Below are 16,958 nucleotides of genomic sequence, written 5' to 3'. Positions count from 1 at the left end.
CTCTCGGGTGCGCACGCGGCGCGGCGCTACCGTGAGCGCGGCGTTACCGTGAGCCTCGACACGAGGGGGAGAGATGACCGACGTCGTCGCCGACCAGGCGGTGCTGCGCCGCTTCCTCCTCGGGCTCGCCGAGGGCATGAACGCCGCGGGCGAGTCCGTCGACAAGGTCGGCGAGACGATGAGCGCGGTCTCGCTCGCCTACGGACGCACCGACACCGACGTGGTCGTGCTGCCGACGGTGGTGCTCATCGAGACCGGAGGCGGTGAGGACGGCCGGGTCGCGATCCGCTCCGCGATCAACGTCTCCTTCCGCTTCGACCAGATCGCGGCGCTGTACCGGCTGATCGAGTCGGCGCAGGCCGGCTCGATCGACCCGCTCGACGGCATCAACCGGCTCAACGAGATCGGCGCGATGCGTCAGCGCTTCGGCTGGCCGGTGCGCGTGTTCGGGCACGCGGTGCTCACCACCGGGCTCGCGCTGCTCCTCGCGCCGACCTGGCAGGGTGCGATCATCGCGTTCGCGCTCGGGGCGCTGCTCGGCCTCCTGAAGCTCGTGCGCTCGCCGACGCTGCAGCTCGTCTTCCCGGTGTTCGCCGCGTTCGTCAGTGCGCTGGCCGTGTTCCTGATCTCGCCCTACGTCGAGATCGGCGACCCGATCCGGCTGCTCATCGCGCCCCTCGCGACGTTCCTCCCCGGCGGCGTGCTGACCACGGCGACCGTCGAGCTCGCGGCGGGCCAGATGGTGGCCGGCGCCTCCCGCCTGGTCTTCGGGCTCGTGCAGCTCGCCCTGCTCGCGTTCGGCATCCTGGCGGCCGGCACCATCGTCGGCGTCGACGATTCGAGCTACGTGCCGCTCGAGACATCCGCAACCCTGCCGTGGTGGATCCCGGCGGTCGGCGTGGTGCTCTTCGCGATCGGCAACTACCTGCACTTCTCGGCGCCGAGGGCGACGTTCGGATGGGTGCTGCTCACCCTCTTCGTCGCCTACACCGGTCAGCAGCTCGGCATCGCCCTCGTCGGGCAGGCCGTGAGCGGGTTCATCGGCGCCCTCGCGATGACGCCGGTCGTGCTCTGGATCGCGACGCTTCGACACGGCGCACCCTCGCAGCTCACCTTCCTCCCGGCGTTCTGGCTGCTCGTGCCGGGTGCAGCGGGACTCGTCGGCATCACCGAGGCGGTCGGCACGAGCGAAGGGCTCGAGAGCTTCGCGACCGCGCTCACCTCAGTCATGTCGATCGCGCTCGGCGTGCTCATCGGAACGGCGCTGTACCGGGTCGTGCACCACGGCGCGGAGGAGATCGCCCAGTTCCACATCGAGGTGCCGGCCGCGCTCGCCGAGGCCGACGAGCCGTCGTTCTGGGCGCGCATCCTGCCGGGCACCCCGCGGTCGTTCTGGGGCCGGCGCAAAGAGGCACGGCGAGCGGATGCCGGTGCGCAGGCGCGGCACGACGACGCCACCCGGCACGACTGAACCCCGAAAATACAAACCTTCCTCTCAGGCGAGTGCGCCGTAGAGTATTCGGGTGACGCTCACAGACCCCCACAGCAGCGCCGACGCCCGTCAGCAGCTCATCGACTACATCTCCGCCGATGCGGTGTTCCATGGCGACTTCACGCTCACCAGCGGCAAGAAGGCGACCTACTACGTCGACCTCCGCAAGGTGAGCCTCGACCACCGCGTGGCACCGCTCATCGGCCAGGTCATGATCGACCTCATCGCCGACGTCCCCGATGTCGCCGCCGTGGGCGGTCTCACCATGGGCGCCGACCCGATCGCCTCCGCCGTGCTGCACCAAGGCGCCGCACGCGGCCTCGAGTACGACGCCTTCGTCGTGCGCAAGGAGCCGAAGGACCACGGCCGTGGCCGACAGGTCGAGGGTCCGGATGTCGCGGGCAAGCGCGTCATCGTGCTCGAGGACACCTCGACCACGGGCGGTTCGCCGCTCAAGGCCATCGAGGCGCTCCGCAAGGTCGGCGCAGAGGTCGTCGCCGTCGCCGTCGTGGTCGACCGTGCCACCGGGGCGCGCGAGGTCATCGAAGCGGCCGGCGTGCAGTACCTCGCGGCGATCTACCTGGACGACCTGGGCCTGGCCTGATGTCGGGCGACCGACTGGGCGGCAACGACGCCGACTGGCTCCTTGCGCAGCTCGCGGCCGGCGGTGAGCCGCGCCCGCAGCATCCGGTGACGCCGCCGTCGTTCGGGCAGCCGGCTGCGCCTGCGGCGCCGTCGAGGTCCGTTCCGCCCGCGTCGGTCCCGCCCGCCTCCGCTCCTTCCGCAGCACCGCCGACCGCATCCGTCCCGCGCCGCAGCGAGGAGTCGCTCGACTGGTTCTCGCTGGCGGAGCCCCCTGCCCGCGACACGGGCACGCGGGCGCTCCCGGTCATCGGCGAATCCCTCCCGACGCAGCACCCGCAGTCGCTCCCGGTCGTTCCGCCCGTGCCCACGTGGCAGGCCGGGGCCGGGGCTGCTGCTGCGGCCGCACCGGGCGCTCCCGCCTCGACGCCATGGGCGCCGGCACCGCCGTCGGCACCGCAGACGTCGGGGTTCCCCGCCTGGAACCAGCCCGCCACGCCCGCCCCCTCGACGCCCTCGTCGCCCTCGTCGGCTGCGCCGTCGCACTCGCCGCTCACGGTCGAGCCGCCCGTCGGCCTCCAGCGCGCCGACCGTCAGGCCGATCAGGTGTTCCCCTCGTGGAATCAGTCGGCCGCTGCCACGCCGGCACCGGCCCCGCAGGCCTTCGACCCGGCGCCGCCCGTCGTGCCCGGTCCGGCCACTCCGACCGGGCCGTTCGCGCTCACCTGGGGCGAGCCCGACGGGGCCTCCGTGAACTCCGAAGACGCGCTTCGCGAGGCGTTCCGCCGGCTGTCGCAGCCCGAGACGGTCGCGCCCGTTGCGCCGGTCGTGTCTCCGGTCGCGCCCCCTGTCGCACGGAGCTCCTTCACGCCCGTGTCACCGACCGCCGGCAACGCGCCGCCCTCCACCGATTTCGGAGCCGACCTCTGGTCTGCCCTCCAGGAGCCCGACCCCCAGCCCACGGCCGTCGCCTCCCCCACCTCGCCCGACCTCACCCGCCGCGAGCGCCTGGCGCTCGAGCAGCAGATGGCCGTGGCCGCCGCAGAGGCGCAGGCCGCGGCCGAAGCCCAGGCTGCCGCCGAGGCGCAGGCCGCCGCCGCAGCGCACGCTGCCGCGGTCGCCGAGGCTCGTGCCGTGGCTGAAGCCCGCGCCGAAGCCGAGGCTCGTGCCGCACGCGATGCCCGCGCTGCAGCCGCAGCTCGCGCCGAAGCCGCAGCCCGCGCCGAGGCCGAGGCGCGCGCCGAAGCCGAGGCGGCCGCCGAGCTCGAGGCCGCCCGCACCCGCGTCTTCCCGGCGATCGACCGCACCCCGTCGCAGGAGGCGCCGAACGCGTGGCCCACGTCCGGTACCGATGCGCCGCGCAACCGGTTCCCCGCCTTCGCGGCGGCCCCGGCCGCATCTGCGCCGATCGCCCCGCAAACGGTGCAACCGGTCGACGACCTGCTGGCTGCGCTCGGCGGCGCCGCTGCGGCATCCGCCCCGATCGCCCCCGTCGCGCCCGTCGCAGACCGCGGGCGCTTCGCGGCGTTCGCCGCCGAGACCTCCCCGTACGACCGGCTGACCCCGGTCGAGTCGGAGCCCGCGCCGCATGCGCAGGGCGAGTCCGAGTCCGAGTCCGACGGGCTCGCGGGCCTTGGCCTCTCGTTCGCCGACGAAGACGACGACGACGACCTCGGCGTCGACGAGACGCCCTCCGTGCCGCAGTTCGGGGCCGCGCGAGCCTGGTCGAACGTGCCCGGTGACGACCGGCACGACGAGCCCGCTCCGGCGGGCGACGACGAGGAGCCCGGCTACCAGTGGGGCATCAGCCCCGACCCGACGGCCGAAGACCCCCGCGCCGACCAGCCCCTCGGTTCCCCGCTCCGCGCGCTCGCGTTCGGCGGGGCGGCGGCCGTCGCCGCGTCGGCCACTGCAGCCTCCGGAGCGCCCGGCGTCCTGCGCCGGCCGGCCGAGGCTCCCGTTCCGTCGGCCGAAGACGACCTCTCGGCCGACGATGCCTTCGGATCCGACGCCGGCGACTGGTTCTCCGCACCGGCGTCCGAAGAGCCGCCGGCAGCCACCGCGATGCTCCCGGTCGTGCCCGGCCACTCCGAGCACGCACAGACCGAGGCGTTCACGAACGATCCGTTCGCCTTCGCGGGCGCTGCGGACGACGCCTTCGCGACGCAGCAGATTCCGACCGCGACGCAGCGCATGCCGATCGCCTCCACCGACCCGTGGGCAACCGATTCGCACGCCGATGCGGACCAGTCCGACGACGACAACCCCTTCGCCTCGTTGTTCGAGCCGACCGGGCCGGTGCAAGTCTCCTCCGCAGCGGCCGCGACCGGGGTCGGCGCATCGGCCGGCGGGTTCGCGGCGTTCGCCGCGGCATCCGGTGCCTCCTCGAGCGGCGCAGGTGGCGCCGCAGGCGCAGGTGCGGGCCGAGGCGACTCCGGCGGCGGCGCATCGCGCGGTGCGAGCGGCGGCAACGGCGGCTTCGCCTCGTCCGGTGCCGGCAACGGATACGGCGCTGGCAGCGCCGGTCGCTCCAACGGCGGTTCCGGTGCATCCGGCGGCAGCGGGTCGGGAGGCTCCGGCTCCGGCAAGGACCCCGGCGGGCGAGGCCCGGCCAGGCCCTTGATCTGGGTGGCCGGCGGACTGCTCGTGCTCGTCGTGCTCGCCGGGCTCTTCTTCTTCGGCACGAAACTGGTCGGCGGCGGACTCGCATCGACCAGCGGCCCGACGGCGAGCCAGACCGAGGGCGAAGCGGCATCCGACACCCCCGCTCCCGAGCCCACCGCACCGCAGCCGATGGGCGTGCACGCGTGGAACACGCTGTTCGGCGGCGAGTGCCTCGACCCGTTCGCGTCCGCGTGGGATGAGGAGTACACCGTCGTGGACTGCGGCGTCGCGCATGCGGCCCAGCTCGTCTACCGCGGCACGCTCCCCGGTGACGAGGCGGCGGTATTCCCCGGCGAGGCCGAGCTCGGCGCGCAGATGAACACCCTCTGCACGGCGGCCGGCATCATCGACGTGGCCGCTGCGGCCGGCGTTCCCGACCTGCAGGTGCAGGGCAGCTACCCCGTGACCGAGGAGCAGTGGGCCGCGGGCGAGCGCACGTACTACTGCTTCGCCAACCGTGCCGGCGGCGAGCCGCTCACGGGCTCGATCGCCGGGCCGGGCCCCACGGCGTGACCGTTCCGGTGATCCTGGACTGCGATCCGGGTCATGACGATGTCTTCGCGCTGTGGCTCGCGGCCGGGCATCCGTCGATCGAGCTGCTCGCGGTCACCACGGTCGGCGGCAACGTGCCCCTCGAGCACACGAGCCGCAACGCGCGCATCGTGCTGTCGGTCGCGGGCGTCGTCGGCGTTCCGGTCGCGGCCGGCGCCCCGGGGCCGCTCGTGCGCCCGCTCGTGACCGCCGAGTGGATCCACGGCGAGAACGGGCTCGGCGGGCCCGTGCTGCCCGAGCCGAGCGTGCCGCTCGACCCGCGAACGGCGACCGAGCTCATGTCCGACGTGCTCGAGGCGTCCGCCGATCCGGTCGCGATCGTCGCGACCGGTCCCATCACGAACGTCGCGGTGCTGCTGCGCGACCGGCCGGAGCTTGCACCGCGCATCCGCGAGATCGTCTGGATGGGCGGCTCCACCGAGCGCGGCAACGCGACCCCGTACGCCGAGTTCAACGCCCTCGTCGACCCCGAGGCGCTCGACCTCGTGCTGCGCAGCGGCATCCGGTTCACGATGGTCGGCCTCAACGTGACGCATCGCGCGCTCGTGACGCCGGCGGTCCGTGCGCGCCTCGCCGCGGTCGGCACGCGCACCGCGGCCTTCGGCGACGAGCTGCTCGAGTTCTTCTGCCGCACCAACGACGAGGTGTTCGGCATGCCCGACGGGCCGTTGCACGACCCGGTCGCGGTCGCCGTGCTCGCCGATCCGGCAGCCGTCGAGCTGCGGCACACGCGCCTCGACGTCGAGCTGGCCGGCACCGAGACCGCCGGGGCGACGAGCGTCGACTTCGACGGCATGCTCGGGCGTGAACCGAACGCCTGGGTGGCCGTCGACCTCGACGTCGAGCGGTTCTGGGCGGGCATGGTCGACGCGGTCGCACGCCTCGCCTGACCCGGTCGACGAGGCGCTAGCCTCGACGGGTGGCACGTTCGGGCATCTACGTCGAGACGACGATCGCCGCCGACCTCGAACACGTGTGGCGGCTGAGCCAGGAGCCGTCGGAGCACGCCAGGTGGGATCTCCGGTTCTCGAGCATCGTGCCCGAACCTGCGTCGCCCGCGAGCGGTCGCCGCGCCGGAGTCGGCACGACGGATGCCGCGGCGCGGCGCTTCACGTACACCCGCCGCGTGCCGTTCCACACCGTGCACGGCGTCGGCGTGAGCCTCGGCGAGACCGACCGACCCGACGGCTCGCGCACCTCGGCGCTGCGCTTCTCGACCTCCGACCACCTCTCGCCGATCCGCTCGGGTCGGGGCTACTGGCGGTACACGACGGATGCCGGGGGCACGCGCTTCATCACCGGCTACGACTATGAGCCGGGCTGGGGTGCGCTCGACGTCGTCGTGCGGCCCCTGCTGGGCTGGGCGACGGCGTGGAGCTTCGACCGCCTCCGCATCTGGATCGAGCGCGGCGAGGAGCCGGAACGGTGGCCGCTGCACAGCGTGCTGTGGTTCAGGCGCGGCGACCGGCCGAGGGCCGGGCGGTGCCGCAGGGCGCCGGCCGGCGGCATCCGTCGCGCCGACCATCTCGCCGGGGCGCCGAGCACGCTCGCGACGTTGCCCGAGCCCGGCGGCCTCGACTCCGTCGGCCCCGCCATCGACAAAGGCGCCTCGTGACCTCGATCTTCGAGCAGGCACTCGGCGACGACTTCGGCCGCCTGCATCCGATGCTGCAGCGCCGCTTCGGCGTCGGGCTCGACGCCGCAGAGGCGTGCATCGGACGCGGCGTCATGAGCGAGGTGCGCCGAGGGCCCTGGTGGACCGTGCCGTTCCTGCAGATCGGGCGCCTGCGCAACATCCTCGTGCCCGATGTCGGCACCGACGTGCCGTTCCGCATCGACAACCATCCGTACCTCGATCCGTTCGGACGCGAGACCGTGACGTTCGTGCGGGAGTACGAGATCCGCGGGCATCGGCGGCGCTTCGACGCCACGATGATCCTCGTCGAGGGGCGCGTCGTCGACTACCTCGGCACGCACCAGCATCTCGCGGTCGACCTCGACCTCGCCGTCGACGACGACGGCGGGCTCCGGCTCACCTCGGGTGCGCAGCGGTTCTACGAGGGCGCGATCGCGTTCCAGTTCCCGATGCTCTTCAGCGGCCGGGCTCACCTGCACGAGCGGTACGACGACGAGCTGGAGCAGTTCGTCATCGAGCTCGAGGTGCGCAACGACCGGTTCGGGTTCCTGTTCGGATACCGCGGGGCGTTCACGTGCGAGTGGGTCGCGGCTGCGGATGCGCCCGAGCGTGTGAAGCCCGTGCGGCACGAGCTGCGCACCTGAGCGCTCAGCCCTCGGCGCCGCCCGACGCGCCGCTGCCGCTGCCGCTGCCGCCTGTCGCCCCGCCGTCGACCGTCGCCCCGCTGCCGTCGGCGTGATGCGACCGCGATGACGCGGCAGACGAGACGCCCGCGCGCACGGCGAGCCCGACGACCGCGACCGCGATCGCGACGATGATCGGCGGCAGCACGACCTCTGGCATCGTCGAGGCGGCCGCGAAGACCCCGACGCCGTAGTCGAGCATCTCCGCGGGTCGGGTGGCCAGCACCCGCGTGCCGACGGCATTGCTCACGGCCGTGGCGAGTGCGGGTGCGATCCAGAGCACGACGAGGCTCGCGATCGCCGCGACGACCCGCCCGACCGTGCCGACCCCGCACCACGCGATCGCGGCGCCGATGAGCACCGCCGGCAGCCAGCGCAGCCAGCCGAGCAGCCACGATACGTCGCCGGTCGCGACGCCGAGGAACGGGTGCAGCAGCGTGCTCGCCCAGAAGCTCACGGCGATGGCGCCGAACGCCAGCCCGATCAGCGCGCCGGCCCGCGGCGCACGGGCGATGAGCCACAGCACGAGCGCGCCCGCGGCGATCGAGAACAGGGCCAGCGCGATGAGCGCGACGAGGTACAGCGTCGACTCGAGGCGCTGCTGCAGCCCCGCCTGCACCGCGATGGCGGTCTGCGCGACGGCGACGACCTGCACGGCGAGCACGCCGGCGAACAGCCCGGCGAAGCCGCGCCGCGGCATCCGTCGGCGAAGGGCGCGCGCGACAACGCCCGCGACCGTGCTGCCCACGACGACCAGCCCGACGATGCTCGTGAGCGCGTACTGGCTGAACGGCAGCAGCACGATGGGCATCGCCTCGGGCATCGTGTCGAATTGCCAGAGGTTCTGCAGCGGCAGGCGCATGCCGGTCGCCAGCCACGGCAGCAGCCCGAGGGTCGCCGAGGCGACGCCGAGCAGCACGCAGAGCCAGGCGGCGAGGCGCGGTGGGGCGGATGCCGCGGGCGACCCGGATGCGCCACTCGGCGGGGTCGGGTCGGTCGGGGTCGGGCCGGGTGGGGTCGGGCCGGGTGGAATCGGGCCGGGCGGAGTCGGCCCTGGCGGTGTGACGCCCGCGTACGGTGCGCTCGAGGGCGTGGTGGCAGGGTCGGAGTCGGTCATCGGTCGCACCTCTGCATGCATCGGTAGGGTCTGAGGGCGCCGGTCTCGGGCCGGCGACGGAGTCAGGCTACGGGATGCCGGCGACCTTCAGGCGGAGCCGTCGATCGCGAATCCGGCGGGCCGCCGATGCCGTCGGGCTCCGACGGCACGGGCTCGATCGAGCGGATCGCCGCCGCGAGCCGCGCGACCGCCTCGTCGACGAGCACGTCCGAGAGGTTGCCGTAGCCGACGACGAGCGCGTCGCGCGCGCCGGGCTCCGTCACGGCCGTCGCGCGGTAGCGGGCGAGATCCGAGACCGCGACCTCGAGGGCGGATGCCGCGTGCCGCACGTCGCGCGCGGCGACCCCTGGCGGAAGCTCGAGCATCGCGTGCATGCCCGCCGCGATGCCCGTCACGGCGAGGTCTGGAAGTTCGCGGCCGAACGCCTCGAGCAGGGCGGCTCGACGCCGGCGGAACCGCCCGCGCGCGGCGCGGAGGTGCCGTTCGAGGTCGCCGGAGGTGATGAAGCCGGCGAGCGCGACCTGGTCGAGCACCGACGGCCGGGGCCGCTCGGCGAGGCGGATCCGTCGTCGCAGTTCGGCGGGCATCACGGCCCAGCCGAGGCCGAACGCCTGCGCCATCGACTTCGAGAGCGAGCCGACCAGCACGACGTGCTCGGGTGCGAGGCCCTGCAAGGCAGCGACGGGCCGGCGGTCGTAGCGGAACTCGGCGTCGTAGTCGTCCTCGATGAGCACGCCGTCGACCGAGCGCGCCCATCGCACGATCGCCTCGCGTCGAGCCGGCGAGAGCGCCGCGCCGAGCGGGAACTGGTGGGCGGGCGTGATGAGGGCCGCACGGGCGCCGGTGCGGGCCCACGCCTGCTCGAGCAGGGCGACGTCGACGCCGTCGCCGTCGACGGGAACGGGCACCGGGGTCAGGCCGGCGGATGCAGCGACCTCGCGCAGCCGACCCCAGCTCGGGTCCTCGACGAGCAGGCTCCGATGGCCCGCGTCGCGCAGGCCCGCGACCACGGCCGTCATGCCGTCGGTCGCCCCGTGCGTGATCACGACGTCGTCGGGCGCGACGACGGCCCGTCGGGACCGCGCGAGGGAGTCGGCCACGGCGGTGCGGGCGAGTGGGTGCCCCAGCGGATCGACGACCATGAGCTCGCCGTCGGCCAGGGTGTCGAGCGCCCGACGGACGGCATCCGCCCAGCGTGTGCGCGGCACGTGCCGGAGGTCGGGGATGCCGGGGCCGAGGTCGAACCGCGGACGGCGGTACTCGCCACGGAGGGCCGTGGGCGCACGGCCGGCCGTCGTGGCATCCGGAACCCGAACGGGATGCAGGGGCACCCGGGTGCCCGACCCGACCACGGCCTCGAGGAAGCCCTCGGCGACGAGCTGGCCGTAGGCCTCGGTGACGACCCATCGCGAGACGCCGAGGGTCTCGGCGAGCACGCGGCTCGGCGGCAGCGCGGACCCGGGCGGCACGAGTCCGCGGTGCACGGCGTCCCGGATGCTGCGCTCGAGCCGGTCGCGCAGGGGCGCAGGGCCATCGCCGAGGTCGAGGAGGGTCTCCCACGCGAGGCTCGGGGCCGCGCCTCGTTCGGTGCTGCGGGGCATCCGCTCGCTCCTGGATCGCTTCGATGAATGGTCTGGTCGAGTACTCGGTGATTGGAGTGTATGCCCGGACCGATCGGGTCATAGCGTCGGAGCTGCCATGACGCCCACGCGTCTCGGACCGCCACTCGAACCGCCACTCGGACCACCACGGAGGAACCATGCGCTACCGCACCATCGGCAACGGCCGCACCAGCTTCGACGTCTCGACCATCTGCCTCGGCACCATGTACATGGGCACGAAGGTCGACGAGGCGACCTCGTTCGCGATCCTCGACCGCTTCGTCGAGGCCGGCGGCACGTTCATCGACACGGCCAACAACTACAACCACTGGGGCCTCGGGTACGGCCGCGACAGCGAAGATGTCATCGGCCGCTGGCTGAAGAGCCGCGGGCGCCCCGACGGACTCCGTATCGCGACCAAGGTCGGCGCCGGAAAGGCCGACCCGAACCTGCCGCTCCGCAACACGCCCCCGACGAACTTCGAGGGACTCGGCGCCGCCGTCGTCGATCGCGAGGTGCGCGAGAGCGCCAGGCACCTCGGCGTCGAGCACCTCGACGTCGTCTACGGCCACGTCGACGACCTCGAGACCCCGCTCGCCGAGACCGTCGGCGCGTTCGGCGCGCTGCAGGACGAGGGCCTCATCGGCATCTCCGGCATCTCGAACGTCGCCGTCTGGCGCGTCGTCGAGGCCCGCGAGGAGGCGCTGCGCCAGGGCGTCGCGCCGTACGGACTCGTGCAGCAGCAGCACAGCTACATCTATCCGGCGCCGAAGCTCGGGCGGCAGAACTTCGTCACGCCCGAGCTGCTCTCGTACGCCGCCTCCACGGGCGTCGACGGCCGGCCCCCGCTCGCCGTGACGGCGTACTCGCCGCTGCACCAGGGCGCGTTCACGCGCACCGACAAGACCCTGTGGGGCGGGGTCGACCACCCGACGACGCACGAGCGGATCCGGCTGTTGCACGAGGTGGCGCGCGAGGCCGGCGCGACCCCGAACCAGGTCGCGCTCGCGTGGCTGCTCGGGCGCGAGGTGCCCGTGATCCCGGTCGCGGGGCCGTCGACCGTGGCGCAGCTGGAGGAGGTGCTCGGTGCGGCCGAGCTCGACCTCGATGCCGAGCTGCGCGAGCGGCTCGACGCCGAGCCCGAGGACGCGGCGACGGCGACGGCGGCGAAGGCCGCGAAATCGGCGAAGGCCGCGCCCGAGGAGACCGCGGCCTGACGGCTCGCTAGAGCTCGGTCTCGACGGGGTCCTTGCGGAGCAGCTCCTGCACGCCGCCGAGGATCTCGTCGGGCCGGAACGGGTACTTCTGGATCTCGGCCTGGTCGCTGATGCCCGTGAGCACGAGGATCGTGTGCAGGCCGGCCTCGATGCCCGCGACGATGTCGGTGTCCATGCGGTCGCCGATCATGGCGGTGTTCTCGGAGTGCGCGCCGATCTTGTTCAACGCCGAGCGGAACATCATCGGGTTCGGCTTGCCGACGACGTAGGGCTCCATGCCCGTCGCCTTCGTGATGAGCGCGGCGATCGCGCCGGTGGCCGGCATGGGGCCGTCCTTCGACGGGCCGGTGGCGTCGGGGTTGGTGACGATGAAGCGCGCGCCGGCGCCGATGAGGCGGATCGCCTTCGTGATCGCGTCGAACGAGTAGTTGCGCGTCTCGCCGACGACCACGTAGTCGGGGTTCGTCTCGGTCATGATGAAGCCGGCCTCGTGCAGCGCGCTCGTGATGCCGGCCTCGCCGATGACGAAGGCGGTGCCGCCGGGCAGCTGCGACTTCAGGAAGTCGGCCGTCGCGAGCGCGGAGGTCCAGATGCGGTCTTCAGGCACATTCAGCCCGCTCGAACGGAGCCTTGCCGAGAGGTCGCGCGCGGTGAAGATGGAGTTGTTCGTGAGCACGAGGTAGGGCGTGCCGGCGTCCTCCCATTGCTGCAGCAGCTCGGCGGCGCCGGGCAGCGCGTGGTTCTCGTGCACGAGCACGCCGTCCATGTCGGTCAGCCAGCACTCGACCTCTTCGCGTCGTCCCATGTGCTCCAGACTAGGCGGCGCAGGTCACGGACGGGTGACGGTGGCGAGGCGAACGGATGCCGCGGGCGGCCGGGGTGCAGACGGCGGGCGGATGCCGCGAGCGTGCGTCTGCGACATCCGCTCGCCCTCACACCGGGCCTGAGGTCGTCAGTGCAGCAGCGCGCGCCAGTCGGCGGGGACGCGCCCGTCGGGCCCGGGCGCCGGCTGCTCGTCGGGCCGTGAGAACGGCGGACTGAGCGGAACCGAGGGCGCCGACGTCTCGTCGACGTAATCCCAGAACCAGTGCTCGCCCGGCTCGAACGAGGTCGCGACGCGGTGCCCGGTCTGCTCGGAGTGCCGGCGCGCGTGCTGCGCGGGCGAGGAGTCGCAGCATCCGACCCGGCCGCAGTCGACGCAGCGGCGCAGGTGGAACCACCAGCCGCCGCCCTCGTCGCAGTCGCCGCATCCGGTGCCGGAGGGTGCAGGGGCGAACTCGCTCATGCGAACACCTCCGCCGCGGCCAGCGCCCGGTGCACGGAGGCGACGGCGCTCGACCCCTCGCCCACGGCGGCGGCCACGCGCTTCATCGAACCTCGGCGCACGTCGCCGGCCGCGAAGACCCGCGGCACGGAGGTCTCGAACGGCAGCGGCATGCGTCCGAGGTCGCGCCACGCCTCGCCGAGGCCGACCACGTCGGCGCCCGTGTGCAGGAACCCGTCGTCGTCGCGTTCGAACTCGCCGAGCCAGTCGGTGGCGGGCTCGGCGCCGATGAAGCAGAACAGTCCGCGGCACTCGATGGCCTGCTCGCCTGTGCCCCCCTGGCTCGAGAGGGTGACCCGCTCGAGCACGTCGCCGCCGTCGAGCGCGGTCACCTGCGTGCCGGTGTGCACGTCGATGCGCACGTCTTCGGTGATGCGGTCGACGAGGTAGCTCGACATCTGCCGCCCGAGGTCGTCGGCGCGCACCACGAGGTGCACGCGGCATCCGCTCGCGGCGAGGGCGACTGCGGCCTGGCCGGCTGAATTGGCTCCGCCGACCACGACGACCTCGCCGCCCGCCACCTGGCGCAGCTCGAGCGTCGAGGCGGCGTAGTGGATGCCGGCGCCCTCGAACTCCTTCCACCGGTCGAGGTCGAGCGAGCGGTAGGCGACCCCGGTCGTGACGACCACGGCGCGTGCATGCACGACCGCCCCGTCGGCGAGCGTGAGTTCGAGGGGGCCGGTGCCGGGATCGAGCCGCACGGCCTCGCACGGCGCGATGACGTGCACGCCGAACTTGATCGCCTGCAGCGAGGCCTGTGCGGTGAGGTCGTCGCCGCTGACGCCGAACGGGAACCCGAGGTAGTTCTCGATGCGGGAGGTCGCCGAGGACTGGCCGCCCGGGGCGACCGCGTCGAGGAGCACGGTCTGCAGCCCCTCGGACGCGCCGTAGATCGCGGCGGCGAGCCCGGCCGGCCCGGCACCGACCACCGCGAGGTCGACGGTCGCGTCGTCTTCGGCGGCGTAGGCCAGGCCGAGCAGCTCGGCGAGCTCGCCCGGGGTCGCGTTCGGCAGGTTCTCGCCCTGCACGATCGCGACGGGCAGGTCGTCGGTCGAGAACCCGTGGTTCGCGTACGCCGTCGCAACCTCCGGGTCGTCGATGTCGGCCCACGTGTGCACGAGGTCGAGCCGTTCGGCGTATCGCCGCAGCGCGACCGCGTCACGCGAGCGACCCGAGCCGATGATCTTCAGCGTCCAGGCGGCCGGCCCGCGGCGCAGCTGCTCGCGCCTCGCCCAGAGCGTGCGCAGCATGAGGTCGCAGAGCTCGTCGTCCTCGGCCATCATGCGCTGCAACGACGCGTGGTCGATGCGGTGCACGAGGCCGGGCTCAGACACGCGTGCGGTGAGGAACGCACGCTGCCCGTTGAGCAGGCCGAGCTCGCCCGCGAACGAGCGCGGGCCGAGCGTGGCGATGCGCGTCTCCTCGATCCACTTCAGCGGTTCGCGCACGATGTCGACGGCGCCCGACTCGACGAGCACCAGGTCGTACCAGCGGTCGCCCGCGGCGAAGAGCACGTCGCCGGGCTCGGCGCGCGTGGCCGTGCCGTAGCGGAGCATGCGGCGCCATTGGTCATCGGTCGGTTCGGGCGTCTTGCGGGTTCCTGGGGCTCCCATGCCTCAATCGTGCATGACGATGGCGATTCCCGGGAGGGTGGGTTTCTCCCCGGGCGCTATCGAGCCGAGGGCGCGCTGTCGTCGCGCAGGGCGTGGACCATGCTCTGCAGGATCCGGAACGCACCGGACTGCTCTTCCGGCGTCATGCCGCCGAGCATCCTCACCTCGACGGATCGGACCGCGGCCGTCGCCTCTTCGAGGCTCCGTCGCCCGAGCGGCGTGAGCCGGGCGGGCAGGACCTTTCCGACGCGGGCCTCCACCGGCCGGGTCACGTAGCCGTCTCGCTCGAGGGCCTGCAGCAGCACGTTCATCGACTGCCGCGTCACGAACGCGCCTCGGGCGAGCTCCGAGTTCGAGAGGCCGGGGCGCTGCGCGAGCAGTTCGAGGCACGAGTAGTGGGTCACGGTCATGCCGAGCGGGCGCAGCACGGCCTCCATGGCCGCGCGGAGGGCGCTCGAGGCTTCCTTGAGCAGGTAGCCCAGTGAGGTATCCAGGTCGATGCCGACTCCGCCTTGACTCATGTCAGTATTCTGACATAGATTGTTTCATGTCAGATAACTGACATGAAACGAAAGAAGCATCCGCATGCCAGCCACCGGCCCCGACTTCCTCTCCCTCCAGGTTCGCGACCTCGCCGCGTCGCAGGCGTTCTACGAGCAGTACCTCGGCCTCGTGCGCTCTCAGGCAGGGCCTCCCCACGCCGTCGTGTTCGAGACGACCCCGATCGCGTTCGCCCTCAGGGACATCGTCCCCGGCATTGATCTCGCATCCGCCGCCCAGCCCGGCATCGGCGCGGCGATCTGGCTCCACGCCACCGACGTGCAGGTTATCCACGATGCCCTCGTCAGCGACGGCCACCCGATCGTCGCGTCGCCGATCGACGGCCCGTTCGGTCGCACCTTCACCTTCGCCGACCCCGATGGATACCAGATCACCCTCCACGACCGCGCCTAACAGGGGCGGATGTCGCCCGCCGGTCATGCGGCGTCGAGCGGGCGGCGTGCCGGCGGCCGTGCCGGGTCGCCGGGCCTCGGTCGCCGGGCCTTGCTCGGCCGACGGCCATGGTGGCGACGCACCGCGTCTGAGAGAGTCGGCGGATGACGACGCGCATCGGGTCGATCGTCTGGGGCGTGCGCGACGTCCCCCAGGCGATCGCCTTCTGGACGGCAGTGCTCGGGTACGTGCTTCGAGAGGCGCCCGACGACGACTGGGCCGTGCTCGTTCCGAAGGACGGCACCGGGCTGCAACTCGCGATCGCACAGGTCGGGTCGGCGCCGAACGGGCGGCGGCGGCACCACCTCGACCTGTACGCCTCGGACCTGGCGGGCGAGGTCGCGCGGATCCTCGAGCTCGGAGCTTCGCGCGTGGACTGGCGCTACGAGGACGACGCGGACTACATCGTGCTCGCGGATCCCGACGGCAACCTGTTCGACGTCATCCAGGCCCGCGTTCGGCTCAGGCCGTGACCCAGATGGCCGAGGCGACCTCGCGCGGCAGCTCGCCCGCCCCGCCCGCGGCCTGCAGGGTCACGAGTTCGTCCGCGGCATCCGTCACCTCGATCTCGACACCGGGGCGGATGCCGCGACGCTCGAGCTCGCGCAGCACCTCTGGGTCGCGGTCGCTGATGCGGATGACGCGGCCCACGTGCGCGCTCGGTGCCTCGGAGAGCAGCACGAACGGCTCGCTCGCGACCTCGCCCGACGCCGACGGGATCGCATCGCCGTGCGGATCGCGCGCCGGACGCCCGAGTCGCACGTCGATCGCCTCGAGCAGCCGGTCGCTCAGCGAATGCTCGAGCACCTCGGCCTCGTCGTGCACCTCGTCCCACGCGTAGCCCATCTCGGCGACGAGCCAGGTCTCGATGAGCCGGTGCCGTCGCACGACCGCGAGCGCGCGTTCGCGACCGGCATCCGTCAGCCGAAGAGGGCCGTAGGGCACATGCGCGACGAGCCCCTGCGCGGCCATCTTCTTCACCATCTCAGTGACGGATGACGGGGCCACGCCGAGCTTGTCGGCCAGGGCCTTCGGCGTGATCGGGTCGGGCTGCCACTCGGTGTGGGCGTACACCGTCTTGAGGTAGTCCTCGATCGCGGGGCTGGTGGCTGGCATCGCACTCAGGATATCGGGGTGCGGGCGGGGCGTCGGGATCGGGGCCGCCGGTGCGGCTCGGGCCCCGACGATATCGCTTCGGGTTCAGGCCTTCGGCGCGAATTCAGGACGATCCGCCGGTTCGCGGCCGGATTCGCGCGCGTTCGCCTGAGTCCCGGATGCCGGTGGCGGGCGGGCGTGGGCGCGCAGGCAATCATTGCGGTGATGTCGCGCAAATCGTCGGCGGATCCGGCAGATGCGCGCAGTTCGCGCGACATCACGGCCCATGAGTGAGGCCGGCAGGCGTGGACTGAATCGTGTCAAATGTGCCGCGAGACCTTGACCACCCCTCGAACGGTGGATAGGTTCGGTCACGCACGGAAAGCGTT

Annotated in this window: 16 protein-coding genes; 9 read left to right on the top strand and 7 right to left on the bottom strand. The window is 72.9% G+C overall.

Translation table 11 applies throughout. From position 1 onward, the window contains the following. Positions 1–73 precede the first annotated feature (73 nt). The 6 genes from ASE68_RS18175 to ASE68_RS18150 are packed head-to-tail and all read left to right on the top strand — an operon-like array spanning position 74 to position 7,570. Positions 74–1,471 (top strand): threonine/serine exporter ThrE family protein, encoded by a 1,398-nt coding sequence (locus ASE68_RS18175; protein ID WP_055862879.1) that lies wholly within the window; start codon positions 74–76, stop codon positions 1,469–1,471. Between the two features lie 52 nt (positions 1,472–1,523). Continuing rightward, entirely contained in the window at positions 1,524–2,096 is a 573-nt protein-coding gene (pyrE, locus tag ASE68_RS18170; protein ID WP_055862878.1) for an orotate phosphoribosyltransferase, read from the top strand. Beyond that, positions 2,096–5,251, top strand: a complete 3,156-nt coding sequence (locus ASE68_RS18165; RefSeq protein ID WP_055862876.1) for a hypothetical protein — start codon at positions 2,096–2,098, stop codon at positions 5,249–5,251. The genes pyrE and ASE68_RS18165 overlap by 1 nt, the downstream gene beginning before the upstream one ends. Next, on the top strand, positions 5,248–6,180 hold the full coding sequence (locus ASE68_RS18160; protein WP_055862873.1) for a nucleoside hydrolase: 933 nt from the start codon (positions 5,248–5,250) through the stop codon (positions 6,178–6,180). The genes ASE68_RS18165 and ASE68_RS18160 overlap by 4 nt, the downstream gene beginning before the upstream one ends. A 29-nt stretch (positions 6,181–6,209) precedes the next feature. After that, positions 6,210–6,905 (top strand): SRPBCC family protein, encoded by a 696-nt coding sequence (locus ASE68_RS18155; RefSeq protein ID WP_157421761.1) that lies wholly within the window; start codon positions 6,210–6,212, stop codon positions 6,903–6,905. Beyond that, the gene (locus tag ASE68_RS18150; RefSeq protein WP_055862871.1) at positions 6,902–7,570 is read left to right on the top strand and encodes a DUF4166 domain-containing protein; all 669 of its coding nucleotides are present in this window, start codon (positions 6,902–6,904) and stop codon (positions 7,568–7,570) included. The genes ASE68_RS18155 and ASE68_RS18150 overlap by 4 nt, the downstream gene beginning before the upstream one ends. 4 nt (positions 7,571–7,574) lie before the next feature. On the opposite strand, the gene ASE68_RS18145 is transcribed toward ASE68_RS18150, so the two are convergent. Further along, positions 7,575–8,726, bottom strand: coding sequence for a hypothetical protein (locus ASE68_RS18145; RefSeq protein WP_082462488.1), 1,152 nt, complete (start codon positions 8,724–8,726; stop codon positions 7,575–7,577). A gap of 62 nt (positions 8,727–8,788) precedes the next feature. Continuing rightward, positions 8,789–10,327 carry a PLP-dependent aminotransferase family protein gene (locus tag ASE68_RS18140; RefSeq protein WP_082462487.1) on the bottom strand — a complete coding sequence of 513 codons (1,539 nt, stop codon included), beginning with the start codon at positions 10,325–10,327 and terminating at the stop codon, positions 8,789–8,791. A gap of 158 nt (positions 10,328–10,485) precedes the next feature. Here ASE68_RS18140 and ASE68_RS18135 point away from each other — a divergent pair, with 158 nt between their 5' ends. Further along, entirely contained in the window at positions 10,486–11,544 is a 1,059-nt protein-coding gene (locus tag ASE68_RS18135; RefSeq protein WP_082462486.1) for an aldo/keto reductase, read from the top strand. 7 nt (positions 11,545–11,551) lie between these two features. Here the strand turns inward: ASE68_RS18135 and ASE68_RS18130 are convergent, their stop codons facing one another. The 4 genes from ASE68_RS18130 to ASE68_RS18115 all read right to left on the bottom strand — a co-directional run bounded on the left by ASE68_RS18130 (position 11,552) and on the right by ASE68_RS18115 (position 15,002). After that, complete coding sequence (locus ASE68_RS18130) at positions 11,552–12,349, bottom strand: HAD-IIA family hydrolase (RefSeq protein ID WP_055862868.1); 798 nt, start codon at positions 12,347–12,349, stop codon at positions 11,552–11,554. A 147-nt stretch (positions 12,350–12,496) separates the two neighbouring features. Next, complete coding sequence (locus ASE68_RS18125) at positions 12,497–12,829, bottom strand: UBP-type zinc finger domain-containing protein (RefSeq protein ID WP_055862866.1); 333 nt, start codon at positions 12,827–12,829, stop codon at positions 12,497–12,499. Continuing rightward, positions 12,826–14,481 carry a cyclic nucleotide-binding domain-containing thioredoxin-disulfide reductase gene (locus tag ASE68_RS18120; protein ID WP_055862864.1) on the bottom strand — a complete coding sequence of 552 codons (1,656 nt, stop codon included), beginning with the start codon at positions 14,479–14,481 and terminating at the stop codon, positions 12,826–12,828. The genes ASE68_RS18125 and ASE68_RS18120 overlap by 4 nt, the downstream gene beginning before the upstream one ends. Positions 14,482–14,537: 56 nt before the next feature. After that, a complete protein-coding gene (locus ASE68_RS18115) occupies positions 14,538–15,002 on the bottom strand; it encodes a MarR family winged helix-turn-helix transcriptional regulator (protein WP_055862862.1) in 465 nt (154 codons plus the stop codon). A 64-nt stretch (positions 15,003–15,066) separates the two neighbouring features. Here ASE68_RS18115 and ASE68_RS18110 point away from each other — a divergent pair, with 64 nt between their 5' ends. Both ASE68_RS18110 and ASE68_RS18105 read left to right on the top strand, forming a co-directional pair. Then, positions 15,067–15,435, top strand: a complete 369-nt coding sequence (locus ASE68_RS18110; protein WP_055862860.1) for a VOC family protein — start codon at positions 15,067–15,069, stop codon at positions 15,433–15,435. 143 nt (positions 15,436–15,578) lie between these two features. Further along, positions 15,579–15,947: a VOC family protein gene (locus tag ASE68_RS18105; RefSeq protein WP_055862859.1), complete on the top strand. Its 369-nt coding sequence runs from the start codon at positions 15,579–15,581 to the stop codon at positions 15,945–15,947. Here ASE68_RS18105 and ASE68_RS18100 read toward each other — a convergent pair. After that, positions 15,937–16,590: a metal-dependent transcriptional regulator gene (locus ASE68_RS18100; protein WP_055862858.1), complete on the bottom strand. Its 654-nt coding sequence runs from the start codon at positions 16,588–16,590 to the stop codon at positions 15,937–15,939. The two genes, ASE68_RS18105 and ASE68_RS18100, sit on opposite strands and share 11 nt — an antisense overlap. Positions 16,591–16,958: the final 368 nt, after the last annotated feature.

Origin of the sequence: Agromyces sp. Leaf222 (genome assembly GCF_001421565.1) — a bacterium.
Lineage (GTDB): Bacteria > Actinomycetota > Actinomycetes > Actinomycetales > Microbacteriaceae > Agromyces.
The sequence above is the reverse complement of the archived record's forward strand: the minus strand, read 5'-3'. Positions and strand labels throughout refer to the sequence as shown.